12 protein-coding genes are annotated in these 12,921 nt (G+C 32.6%); 8 read left to right on the top strand and 4 right to left on the bottom strand.

From position 1 onward, the window contains the following. Positions 1 to 27: 27 nt before the first annotated feature. On the top strand, positions 28 to 2,706 hold the full coding sequence (locus tag MUN68_RS00540) for a CHAT domain-containing protein (protein ID WP_249996416.1): 2,679 nt from the start codon (positions 28 to 30) through the stop codon (positions 2,704 to 2,706). A gap of 15 nt (positions 2,707 to 2,721) precedes the next feature. Here MUN68_RS00540 and MUN68_RS00535 read toward each other — a convergent pair whose 3' ends face one another. The 4 genes from MUN68_RS00535 to MUN68_RS00520 are packed head-to-tail and all read right to left on the bottom strand — an operon-like array spanning position 2,722 to position 7,535. Then, a complete protein-coding gene (locus tag MUN68_RS00535) occupies positions 2,722 to 3,576 on the bottom strand; it encodes a hypothetical protein (protein WP_249996415.1) in 855 nt (284 codons plus the stop codon). A 14-nt stretch (positions 3,577 to 3,590) separates the two neighbouring features. After that, positions 3,591 to 4,232 carry a hypothetical protein gene (locus MUN68_RS00530; protein ID WP_249996413.1) on the bottom strand — a complete coding sequence of 214 codons (642 nt, stop codon included), beginning with the start codon at positions 4,230 to 4,232 and terminating at the stop codon, positions 3,591 to 3,593. 13 nt (positions 4,233 to 4,245) lie between these two features. Beyond that, positions 4,246 to 6,882: a T9SS type A sorting domain-containing protein gene (locus tag MUN68_RS00525; RefSeq protein WP_249996412.1), complete on the bottom strand. Its 2,637-nt coding sequence runs from the start codon at positions 6,880 to 6,882 to the stop codon at positions 4,246 to 4,248. A gap of 20 nt (positions 6,883 to 6,902) precedes the next feature. Next, complete coding sequence (locus tag MUN68_RS00520) at positions 6,903 to 7,535, bottom strand: DUF4412 domain-containing protein (protein ID WP_249996411.1); 633 nt, start codon at positions 7,533 to 7,535, stop codon at positions 6,903 to 6,905. A 128-nt stretch (positions 7,536 to 7,663) separates the two neighbouring features. Here MUN68_RS00520 and MUN68_RS00515 point away from each other — a divergent pair, with 128 nt between their 5' ends. From MUN68_RS00515 to pyrH, 7 genes are all read left to right on the top strand, one after another. Beyond that, positions 7,664 to 8,209, top strand: a complete 546-nt coding sequence (locus MUN68_RS00515) for an RNA polymerase sigma factor (RefSeq protein WP_249996410.1) — start codon at positions 7,664 to 7,666, stop codon at positions 8,207 to 8,209. After that, positions 8,209 to 8,922, top strand: coding sequence for a hypothetical protein (locus MUN68_RS00510; protein WP_249996409.1), 714 nt, complete (start codon positions 8,209 to 8,211; stop codon positions 8,920 to 8,922). The genes MUN68_RS00515 and MUN68_RS00510 overlap by 1 nt, the downstream gene beginning before the upstream one ends. 138 nt (positions 8,923 to 9,060) lie before the next feature. Beyond that, positions 9,061 to 9,516, top strand: coding sequence for a 50S ribosomal protein L13 (gene rplM, locus MUN68_RS00505; protein ID WP_249996408.1), 456 nt, complete (start codon positions 9,061 to 9,063; stop codon positions 9,514 to 9,516). After that, positions 9,516 to 9,902: a 30S ribosomal protein S9 gene (rpsI, locus tag MUN68_RS00500; protein ID WP_249996407.1), complete on the top strand. Its 387-nt coding sequence runs from the start codon at positions 9,516 to 9,518 to the stop codon at positions 9,900 to 9,902. Before rplM ends, rpsI begins: the two co-directional genes overlap by 1 nt. Positions 9,903 to 10,126: 224 nt before the next feature. Further along, the gene (gene rpsB, locus MUN68_RS00495; protein ID WP_249996404.1) at positions 10,127 to 10,951 is read left to right on the top strand and encodes a 30S ribosomal protein S2; all 825 of its coding nucleotides are present in this window, start codon (positions 10,127 to 10,129) and stop codon (positions 10,949 to 10,951) included. Between the two features lie 87 nt (positions 10,952 to 11,038). Beyond that, a complete protein-coding gene (gene tsf, locus MUN68_RS00490) occupies positions 11,039 to 12,013 on the top strand; it encodes a translation elongation factor Ts (RefSeq protein WP_249996402.1) in 975 nt (324 codons plus the stop codon). Between the two features lie 166 nt (positions 12,014 to 12,179). Further along, positions 12,180 to 12,887 carry a UMP kinase gene (pyrH, locus tag MUN68_RS00485; protein ID WP_249996400.1) on the top strand — a complete coding sequence of 236 codons (708 nt, stop codon included), beginning with the start codon at positions 12,180 to 12,182 and terminating at the stop codon, positions 12,885 to 12,887. The last annotated feature ends 34 nt before the right edge of the window (positions 12,888 to 12,921 follow it).

The following is a 12,921-nucleotide window of genomic DNA, read 5'->3' as shown; positions in this document are numbered from 1 at the left end:
TAATTATCAAAAACCAGCCTAACTCTAATGACGAAGACCTACAGAAACGCTACATATTATATTTTTATATGTCTCATTTTTATCACTTCACAATCTAAGGCTTTTGTATGTTTTCAAGAAGATCGCAGTATTGAACACAAGCAACTAGAAAATCAAAAACAGAAAGCTGATAGTCTCTTTGGAATTCATAAAATTAAAGACGCTGTTTCTGTATATCAAGATGCAATTAGCAATTTTAAAAAAGACAACTTAAAAAACAAAGGGCTGCTTTTTGAACTTTATGCTGATTTATCATATTGCTATGCTTATGATTATTTAAATAATCTAGACAATCAAAAAAAATATTTAGAAGAAGCACGATTAATTCTAGATGAAAAACTAGTAAATCCTGAAAAACTAGTTAACTTTTATCTGGACTTAGCTATTGTAAACAAAGAGGAAGGTGATTATTTAAAATCACTAGGTTTTGTAAATAAAGCTAAAACTGTTTTTAAGACTAGAAAACAGGATTTAATAAACACTAAAGGATTAAGTTCAACTCTCGAACTACAAGCGTCAGTTTTCGAATCTGAAATTAACTATCTCCAAATGTTGGAAGATGAAACAAAATTGCTTGACACTTATCAAGATTTTAAATCATTTTATGATGCCAATTCATCTAAAGCATCTTTAAATTCAATTTTTAGTCAAGCGCTTTTTAGAATTGGTCGTTATTACCAGAAAAGAGATTTAAAACAAGCCGTTTACTTTTTTGACGAAGCCGAACGCATAAGTCCTTCAATGAATACAAAAATATATTCTGTGATTTGTAAAGGGTTTAGCCATTTAGATTTTAAGGATTATCAAGGTGCTCTAAAAGTCATGGAACATCTAAAAACATTCGAAAACCTAAATAAGTTTCAGCAATTAAATGTGTATGAAATTGCGAGTAGATGTCATTCAGAATTGGGACAAAAACCTGCATTAATCGAAAACACAAACAAAGCTCTTACACTTCTAAATAAAAACAATTCAGACGTTGATGTCCTTAATTTTAACGCTGAAGAATTCTCGCCAATTACCGAATTAAAGTATCCAGTATTATTGAATCAATTCGCCATGTTTTTGGAAGACATTAACGATGACACTTTGAATAATACTGCTGATGAAATTTTTAGAATTGGACTAAAACAATTTGCAGATCGCATAGATCATAATCCGTTAAACAAACATTTTGTAAACTATGAGATTATAAAAAACAGGGTTTTACAACAAATTGCTGATCACGAAATCAGTGACCTAGAAATGATACAATTTCTAAATAGGATTGAACGTATTGAAACCAAATCTCAATTTAACACCATTTTACTTAACCGAAGTTTAGCCGAAAACACATCAGATTTAGATGAACTGTTTAATAAAGAATCCAATCTACGTTCAGAACTTACAACATTAAAACAAAAGCAACAAAATGGTGACTCGCTTGCAAAACAACACATCTTTGATATTGAACTAAAAATCACTGACATCAAAAACGAAATCAAGTCCGAAAATAGTCCAATTTACAAATTAACGAATACCGATTTTTCTCTTGAAGATTTAAAAATCCCTGAACAGACGACCATCTTAAAATTTACAAAGGCAAATGATGAGTTATTCAGAATTTACATAAACTCTAATACAGTAAACATCGAATCACTTGGTGATTATGAAACTATAGAAAAACTCACAAAAAAGTATGTATCTCAATTAAAAGACCATACTCAAATTGAAACATTAAATACATTATCAACAGAACTCTATGATGTTTTATTAAGTGATATTTCGATCTCAAATCAAACCGTTATCATCGCAGATGCTATTTTAAATTATTTACCATTTGAATTACTTAAAAACGACAACAATTACTTCATTGAAACCTCAGCAATAAGTTACGCAAATGGCTTGAGCTATATTGATACTGATGCTTATAAAACTGTTAATCATAAGAAAAATATTACTTTTTTCGCACCTGCTTACAGTAAGTTTACAGCAACTGAATCACAACTAGCAGTAAGAGGTGAACCATATGATTTACTTGGCGCAAAAGAAGAAGTGACCATTTTATCTGATTTACTTGATGGAACCGTTTATGAAAACGAGAATGCTTCAAAATATGAATTTATCAATTTACCAAAAGACTATGCTATCATTCACTTAGCTGGTCATGCGTTTTTAAATGATGAAGATCCTGAACTTAGTAATATTTTATTTTCAGATGATAAAGAGGATAACCAGTTATTTGTTTCAGAATTATACGGACTTAAAAGCAACGCAGACTTAGCAGTATTAAGTGCTTGCAACACAGGTGTTGGAGGCTATTCTTCTGGAAAAGGTATTGTCTCACTTTCTCAAGCCTTTATGTATTCTGGAATTCCAGCTACAGTTTCAAGTTTGTGGAGTGCTCCTGATAATTCTACAAAAGAGATTATGATTTCTTTTTATCAGCATCTAAAAGACGGAAAATCTAAATCTGTTGCACTACAACAAGCTAAATTAGATTATTTAAAGTTGACTTCAAATCCGAAATTAAAACATCCTTATTACTGGGCTGGATTTGTACTTTATGGAAATGATGCACCTATCGAATTAACTAATAATTCTTGGGCATTATATTACTGGATCAGTATTGGTTTCGCTATACTGCTTCTTGGTTTTGCAATTAAAAACAGTCGACGAAAATCTTAAACTGCAAGTTTTAAACTATCCTCTATTATTTTGAAACTCTTTTATAGCCACATTTAAAGTCATTGTTCCTGAGCCTTCATGTAATACTTTCGTTTCTGGCAAATATTGTGATTGAATAGAACTACATTTTGCTTTTTCTTCTTCAGAACTTACGACGCGTTTTTCAACACATTGCTCAATATGTATGCCTCTAAATTCTGCTACAAACCGCTCTTCATTAAACGTTTTGATGTACAAATAACCTGAATAAGGCTGAGATTCAGTTTTGGTATCATCGTTATAAAACACTATTGAAAAGTTTGAATTGTTCTGAAACTCTTCAGCTTCTGTATTAGCAATTGCCGAATGATCTAATTTATTTAGATAAGGCTCAGATAAAGCTAGCAATTGTTTTTGTGCTTCTTCTGGAGATAATTTTCCTTCTTGCATCAGTTTTGCAATTTCTTGGCCTTTCACTTTAATCACATCAGCCTGATTTTTCAATTGATTTTCTTCAGACCTATTTCTAGATGCATTCATTGTATTCACTTGAGAAAGATTGTGCTTATGTTCTGCCAAGTTTTTTTGTAAATGCGTCACTCTAACATACACACTGTCGTCTTCTGTAATGGGAAACTTAAATGATCGTGTGAAATCAACATCTAAAATTAATGATTTTGACGTTGGACAATCCTCACAATTATCAGTTTGATGCTTGGTCATATCAATTTCATGAAGCACAAGCATTATTTTCTCCTTAGAAATTTGGGCTTCAGAAATCTCTAGATTAGAATTCATTTTAACGCCATCATAACTCACATGCTGTTGAGCAGCCATCGATATTGTAATTCCGAAGAAAAATATACCAACCAAATAATTTAAATAGTTCATAAAAAGTTCGTTTTTTAGTTAATGTATCCTGCTTGCTTTGCCATAGCAATCGCAATGGTTTTGTAATCTCTTTGCTTCGATTTTTCTTCATTAAAACCAGTTCCTGGTGCAATTACAGACAAGGTATAACCATCAAGTTTTATATCTAAGGTACGTTTACTTCCCATCCAAAGTGATGCTTTTCCCATATTAGGAATCCACTCAGCACTTTCATACATAGATTTTTTAAGACTCCATGCTTGAACCCAATCTTCTCCTCTACCAGCAGCCTCAGCAACATCTGACATATAGTCGTCCTTTTTTACTTCTGGCATTATTGTAATTGAGCCTGACAAATATTGGAATTCATTATCTCCAAATTGAATTCGATATTGACAGGTTGGAAGTGGTGTGGCTCCATAATTATTCGACTTTGTAGGATCTATAACAGTCACTTTTTCTTCGGAAACTTTATATAATTTAGCCATTGTACTTGCTGAAAGCTGATCACAAGCACTCATTTCTTTGCTATAATTGATGTTATTTCCTTTAAAGTTTTCATTTACAAAAGAAGTATCACTTAAGTCTTCTACATCAATTGATTTTCGATCACCAAGGCATGAGGTGATAAACACAAATGATAGCACTGTCATGATTATGTATCTGGTACGTTTCATAGTTTTTTTTATTTTAATTGATTACTAATTTTTTTGTTATTGTAGTTGCATGATTTGAAATCTTCAGAAGATAAAATCCTTTTGATAGTTGACTAACATCCAAACGATGATTGTAAGACTTAAGATCTTGCTGATTTAAAATTTGCTTTCCAGAAATCGTATAGAGTTGAATGTTCTGAATTTCTTTTTCTGATGAAATTGAAATTAGATCTGAAGCTGGATTTGGAAACACAGAAATATTGCGTTCTGAAATTTCAAACGGATTAGTATTAAGCGTTTCTGGTATGCCAGCAAACAAAGCAATGAGAGGCGATTTAGGTTGCGCATTATAGCTTCTAAAATCTCCACCAACTAATAACTGACCAGAATCTCTGAGTTCTAAACTATTCACAGTATTTGAAAAGTCATCTGTTCCTGCATACGTATCAGGATCTTGAGATACAACTTCTGGATTGAAGGTATCATCAAATGTACCATCACTATTTAAACGCGCTACACCTCTAATGTCTCTACCATCTATATCATCAAAATTTCCGCCTATAATTAGTTTACCATCGTCCTGTAACTCCATATCCTCGACTCTTGCATTGATATCTGCTAGAGTAAATCCTGTATCTAGAGATCCATCAGCATTTAACTTTAATACGCTGCCTCCTTGAGAGCTGTAATAGCCTCCAACTAGTATCTGACCATTTCCTAATACCTTAACGATTTTGGTAGTACCTGAAATTATACCAGTAGCATTAAAGGAAGTGTCTCTTGTACCATCTGGATTAATTTTAGCTAAGCGACCAGTAATAATATCGTCGTTATAACTGTATGTACCTATGAAAAACTGCCCATTATTTAGAAGAAAGATATCGTAAATTTGAGATGCACTCGACACAAAAAACGTAGTATCTATACTTCCATCTGCATTTAATCTTGCTAAATTTCTTGTCGTAAATCCATCGAATTCATCAAAAAATCCTCCAATTAAAAATTTACCATCAGCTAATTCAACTACAGTATCTATCAAATTACTACTAGACACACCAGTACCAACACTAAATGTATTATCAAAAGAGCCATCGTTATTAAGTTTAGCAATACCTGGAGCTGGATTTCCATTATAGGTTTCAAATTCACCAACAACGATTATTTTTCCGCTTGGCTGTTCCATAACATCGTTAACGCCATCGTCAAAACCATTAATTAGTTCATCAGTTCCAGTACTAAAACTTGTATCTATCGATCCATCGGAATTAATCCTTGCTATATTTCTACTAAACACATCGTCATATTCTCTAAAACGTCCAGCGACATATAACTTGTTACCTGAAGCCTTAGTAATCTCTCGAATTTCTGTACTGAAGTATTCTTCGGTTGGACCATGTCCTGAATTAAAACTTAAATCTACTTGACCAGAAGACGTCAACTTAATAAGTCCTGATTTTTTATAACTATTATGTTTATCAAAATTTCCTCCAACAATAAAATCGCCACTAGGCAAAACTAAACTTGTATATACGCTAGCGATTTCAATCCCAAGATCATCAACATTAAAAAAAGTATTATCAAATGTACCATCACTATTTAATCGTGTATATCTAGACACAGCAGTTCCATCATAACGGTTATAATCGCCTCCAATGAGTATTTTACCATCAGACTGAATAACTACATTCTCTATATTTCTAGCAGCAGTATATCCGTTTGACGGTTGAAAACGACCAACACCAGCACCAGAATTCAATATGGCATCTAAAGAACCATCTGTATGTAATCGTACAATTTGATTCTGACTTGTAGCATTAAACGCTGTGAAATTACCAACAACTAATAACTTACCATCTTGTTGCAGTGCTATATCATTTACAGCACTATTAAAGCCTGTTCCAATAGTATATGAGGTATCTAGAGTTCCATCACTATTTAAACGTGCTAATCGTTGTTGCGTAACACCATTAACTTGGTTAAAATTACCAGCAATTAAAATCTTATCGTCTGATTGAACACGAACTGAATGTATTGGTTCTCCAGAATTACCATTGCCTAAATCGGTTACAACAGTGGTAAAAGTTTCATCTAAAGAACCATCTGAATTAAGACGTATTATATTTTCATTGTTATCAATAGTACTACTGACACAATAAGAAATATCTCCAACGATAATAATTTTTCCATCAGATTGTAAAGCAACACTCCTAATATCACCACAACCACTTGTGTTTCCTGGAGCTATAAATGTTTCATCTCTAGTTCCATCTGCGTTTAATCGCATAATATCTTCTTCTAGCAATTCATTATCAGGATGAGGAGTTCTCATCTCAAAACCACCAGCAACAAGTATTTTTCCATCTGGCTGAATCACAATGGAGTTAATACTCGAATTACTATCTCTTAAAAGCGTTTGATTGAAACTAGAATCTATAGAACCATCAGGATTCACTCGAATTAATTTAGGACTCCAAATTTGATTGTAAGTCTCAAAAGCACCTCCAATAAGCAGTTTCCCATCTGGTTGAACAGCAATTGTATGCACAGCACCACTGACGCCTTTTTGCCCTTTGTTATCTCCAAGAAAAGAGAGATCTATAGTACCATCATCTTGTGCTTGTAATGATAGAATTGAAATTAAAAAGAAAGCTATTTGTGTAATTTTTTTCATAATAAATTTTTAATGATTGATTAAAACATTTTTTTATAATCCTGAGAATTTATGATTTTACTAATATGATCGTTAATTGCAATTGTTGTACTAGTCATAGTACCTTCAGAAGACGTCATAGTATATGCCATTATATGACCATCAATAGCTTTAGAACTTTGACCAAACCAATTTGGAAGTTTAATTTCTGGAGCGACCCATAATATCATTTTGACCTTTTCATCAGACAAGTTGTATTGGTAACAAGTAGTGCCAAGTATGGTTTTTGTTTGTCCTGTTTTCTTTATACTACTGTAATCATATGTTGACATTTCACCCATAGGATTTGTTTGCCCTTCTCCCATCATGGTTTGAAACATTTGCATTTTCATTCCTTGTGTTTCAACAAAAATGATTGAATTACCTTTATCCATAATAATGATAGATTCACCATCCGTTTCGGCTTCAGAAAAATCACTCATGTTAACTTTCATTCCAACATAATTTTCATTTGGATTAAACAAGTAGGACATTTTATAAGTTCTATTATCTTCAGAAGACGTAATCTCTACAACTGTTTCATAAGTAAAACTATAGGTTTGTTTCGCATCAGAAACTAACGTTTGAGGAAAAAGATAAAATGGCAGCAACAACAGAATTAGCATAAATTTCATAGAAGTTTTCATATAATAAATTATTAATGGTTTTCTCTTTGGTGTGCTAACTTTTTAAAATGTTAACAGCTATCTAAAAAAAATTATATTTGTGTCTGCTGTTAATATTTCACCTCAACTAGCAACTAATGAATACAAACATATCTGAGTCACAAATGCAATCACGCTTAAGACGTAGTGATAAGCATGCCTTAGAAAGTGTTTACATTGAAAACAAAACTGCTTTTTTAAATTATGCTTCTGGCTTTAAAATTGATAAAGGAGCGGCTTTAGATATATATCAAGATAGTATTGTTGCGATGTATCAAAATTTTGTAATGAATCAATTAGTATTAGAAAAAAGCTCTATAAAAACCTATTTATTTGGCATTGGGAAGTATAAAATCTATAAGTATTTGAATAATGAGAAACGAATGATTACACCTAAAGCTGACGCCTTAGATTTTGAAGAAATTCAACTCGAAGAAGATTTGCCAACAGAAACACAAATAAAATTATCTCAAAATTTAAAGTTAATTTCAGAGAGTTGTCAGCTTATATTAAAACTGTTTTATTACAGAGGACTTACCATTGATGAAATTGTTGAACAAACAGAATACAAAGACCCAAACACTGTAAGAAGTCATAAATCAAGATGCTTGAAACGTCTTAAAACATTATTTAAAGTACAATAATGCAACACGAAGAACTCATACAAAAGTATTTTAATAATACACTTACTCCAGATGAATCTAAGGAGGTTTCTAAACGTTTAGAAACCAATTCAGAATTTCAAACCTTATTTAATGAGTATAAAGATGTTCAAACTGCATTTCAACTAAATGAAAAAGAAACATTAAAAGATTATTTAAGCACTTTAGATCAAAAAGCAATCCCATTTTATAAGAGGCTTTTAACTAACAAACTTCTTTTAACGACTATCGCTAGTTGTTTGATAATTGGTGTCTTTTATTTTAATTCTAAAAATACGTTCTCAGATTTATTTGAAACCTATTATGACAGTTACCCAAATGTTTATCAACCTGTGATTAGAGGTAATGAAATAAATAAAAACGCAGATGCCTTTAAAGCTTACGAAAATGAAGATTATTTAAATGCTGAACAAGCTTTTAAAATTGCTTTAGAAGCTAATGATGATGATAACATTCGTTTTTATTATGTTATGAGTTTATTAAACCAAAATAAAACCATTCAAGCAAAACATATTCTTGACACTCTAAAAACCAAAGAGCATAACTTTTTAGCTGAAGTCTATTGGTATAGTGCATTAATAGCAATAAAAGATAAGAACGATTCTGAAGCAATACAAAATCTTAATACTGTTAAAAAACTGAATAGTAACTTTAAGGCAAATGAGATAATAGAATTGCTTAATAAGCTAAAATAAAAACACCACTTTTAGCAACACAAAAAAACACGCACGTCTGTTTGGTTATCAAATATTTAATCGTAAATTTGCAAACTCTTTTTGAGAGAGAAAAGTTTAACCTACTTGTCGTGAGACAAGTAATTAATATGAATAAGTGTGGACACATTAAGCTACAAAACGATTTCAGCAAACAAGGCTACTGTTAATAAAGAGTGGGTTTTAGTTGACGCTGCAGATCAAACGCTAGGTCGTTTATGCTCTAAAGTAGCAATACTTTTGAGAGGTAAACACAAGCCTAACTTCACACCACATGTTGATTGCGGAGATAATGTAATTATTATCAATGCTGAAAAAATCAACTTATCAGGAAACAAGTGGAATGACAAAACGTACATTCGTCACACAGGTTATCCAGGTGGTCAAAGAAGTTTAACTGCGACTGAATTGTTTGGAAAAGATCCAGCAAGAATCGTAGAAAAATCAGTAAAAGGAATGCTCCCTAAAAACAAATTAGGCGCTGAGTTATTCCGTAATTTGAATGTTGTTGTAGGTTCTGAGCACAAACATGAAGCTCAAAAACCAAAAGCAATTGACTTAAACAAAGTTAACTAATGGAAGTAATTCACAAAATCGGTCGTAGAAAGACGGCTGTTGCTCGTGTGTACCTTGCTAAAGGAAAAGGCAAGATCACGGTAAACAAAAAAGACATGGAGGTTTATTTTCCTACTGCAACATTGCAGTACAAAGTAAACCAACCTTTAACCATGACTAACAACGATGGCAACTTTGATATTACAGTAAACGTTTATGGTGGTGGCATTACAGGCCAAGCCGAAGCGATCCGTTTAGCATTATCTCGTGCAATGTGTGAGATTGATGCGGAACACAGACTAATATTAAAGCCAGAAGGATTATTAACAAGAGACCCAAGAATGGTTGAACGTAAGAAGTTCGGTCAGAAGAAAGCAAGGAAGAAATTCCAGTTCTCAAAACGTTAATCCTATTCTTTGTTATTATTCTGAAGTTTCTTCGGAATATAAAAAATTTCAAAAGCTGTTCTGGTCATTCATCAGAACAGCTTTAGATTACAACTGCTGAAAAATTCAGCAAAGCATAAAAATCCTGAAACGAGTTCAGGTACAGTTTAGCATCTAAATGATGAAGGCGAGCGTAAGCAACCACTTTTTCATTGCTAATTTAACAGAACGTAAACGAATACAAAATGAAAGTAGAAGTAAAAGACTTACTTGACGCAGGTGTACACTTTGGTCACCTAACAAGAAAATGGGATCCAAACATGGCTCCTTACATTTACATGGAACGTAACGGTATCCATATCATCAACCTTTACAAAACTCAAGCAAAAATTGAAGAGACTGGAGAAGCATTGCACAAAATTGCAGCTTCTGGAAAGAAAATCTTATTTGTTGCTACAAAAAAACAAGCGAAAGACATCGTTGCTGAAAAAGCAGGAAATGTAAATATGCCTTACATTACTGAAAGATGGCCTGGTGGAATGTTAACAAACTTCGTTACAATTAGAAAAGCTGTTAAGAAAATGGCTATGATTGATCGTATGAAGAAAGATGGTACATTTAACTCTCTATCTAAAAAAGAACGTTTACAAGTCGATCGTCAAAGAGCAAAACTAGAAAAGAATTTAGGTTCTATTTCTGATATGACACGTTTACCTGGAGCATTATTTGTTGTAGACATCAAACGTGAGCACATCGCTATTAAAGAAGCTCAGAAATTAAAAATTCCAATCTTCGCAATGGTAGATACGAATTCTGATCCACGTGAAGTAGATTACTTAATCCCTTCTAATGATGATGCATCTAAATCTATTGATTGCATTATGTCAGCAGTTGAAGCTGCAGTTGCAGGTGGTTTAGCTGAAAGAAAATCAGATAAAGCAGAAAAAGACGCTAAAAGTGAAAAATCAACAGCAGCAAAAAAAGAAGTGAAAGCTGAAGCAAAAGTTGAGGCTAAAGCAGAAAAAAAAGCTGAAGTAGTTGCACCAGTTGCAGCAAACGAAGAAGAATAAATATAACAATTACACAATAGTATTAAGTCGTTTAATTGTTTTCTTATGAAATGATAATTAAACGACTTTTTTTAATTTTATAACATTATGGAAAATACTGTAAAAATTACAGCCGCTGAAGTAAATAAATTAAGACAAGCTACTGGAGCTGGTATGATGGATTGTAAAAAAGCCTTAGTTGAAGCTGGAGGTGATTTTGATAAAGCCATTGAAGTACTTCGTAAAAAAGGGCAAAAAGTAGCAGAAAAAAGAGCAGACAGAGATTCATCTGAAGGCGCTGCAATCGCAAAAATTAATGCAGATAACACTTCTGGTGTTGCTATTGTATTAGGATGTGAAACTGATTTTGTTGGAAAAAACGAAAACTTCGTAGCATTAGCTAACCAATTAGCAGATATCGCTTTAAATCACAATACTAAAGAAGAATTTTTAGCTGCTGATTTTGGTGGTATGACTGTTGCTGAAAAACTAATAGAACAAACTGGAGTTATTGGCGAAAAATTAGACATCACTGCATTTGAGAAATTAGATGCTCCTTATGTTGGACAATATGTACATATCAATAAAATTGCAGCTTTAGTAGGTTTATCTGCTAAAGTTGATAACGTAGAAGTATTAGTAAAAGATGTTTCTATGCAAGTAGCTTCAATGGGAGCTTCTACATTATCTTATAAAGATTTTGATGCAGATTTCGTAGCCTCTGAAACCGAAGCTAGAATTGCAGTTATCGAAAAAGATAATATCGAATTAGGACGTTTAGGAAAAACATTAAAGAATGTACCAAGTTACATCTCAATGGCACAATTAACTCCTGAAGTTATTACTGAAGCTGAAAATGCTGCAAAAGCAGAATTAAAAGCAGAAGGTAAGCCGGAACAAATCTGGGACAGAATTTTACCTGGTAAAATGGAACGTTTCATTTCTGATAACACCACTTTAGATCAAGAAAAATGTTTACTAGATCAAAAGTTCATCAAAGACGAAAAGAAAACTGTTGCTCAGTATGTTGAATCTTATGGCGATGTTGCTGTTACTGGATTTAAACGTGCTACTGTAGGATAATTTATTCCTATAAAAACAAGAATATTATATTAGAAAAGCTTTCCAATTAATTGGAAAGCTTTTTTTTATGTCATAATTCTACTTTTCTAAATTACAATAATGATTATATTTGTTAAACCTTAGTTCTCATGAAAGTGAGAATCTCTCAAAACGACACAACCAAAACATGAAATATAAAAGAATTCTACTCAAATTATCAGGTGAAGCTCTAATGGGTTCTCGTCAATACGGAATTGATCCTGAACGATTATCAGAATACGCTAAAGACATTAAAGAAATTACAGATTTAGGTGTAGAAGTTGCTATCGTAATTGGTGGCGGAAATATATTTAGAGGCGTCGCTGGAGCCATGAATGGTATGGATCGTGTTCAAGGTGATCACATGGGAATGCTAGCTACTGTGATTAACGGATTAGCATTACAAAATGCATTGGAAGATGCTGATGTAAAAACACGTTTACAAACCGCTATTAAAATCAACGAAGTTGCAGAACCTTTCATTAGACGAAAAGCAATGAGTCACCTTAGAAAAGGCCGTGTCGTAATTTTTGGAGGAGGAACAGGAAATCCATACTTCACTACAGATTCTGCAGCTGTATTAAGAGCTATTGAAATTGAAGCAGATGTAATTTTAAAAGGAACTCGTGTTGATGGCATTTATACAGCAGATCCTGAAAAAGATACAACTGCAGTTAAGTTTGATCATATATCCTTTGAAGATGTACTAAAGAAAGGACTCAAAGTTATGGATACTACAGCATTCACACTTAGTCAAGAAAACAAGCTGCCAATTATCGTGTTTGATATGAATAAAAAAGGAAACCTTTTAAAGGTCGTTTCAGGAGAAAATATAGGTACTAAAGTTAATATATAAGGTTGGCTTATTTTTGGTAAGTATTTTACGAATT

Origin of the sequence: Psychroserpens ponticola (genome assembly GCF_023556315.2) — a bacterium.
GTDB lineage: Bacteria > Bacteroidota > Bacteroidia > Flavobacteriales > Flavobacteriaceae > Psychroserpens > Psychroserpens ponticola.
This window is presented reverse-complemented; position numbering and strand designations above follow the sequence as displayed.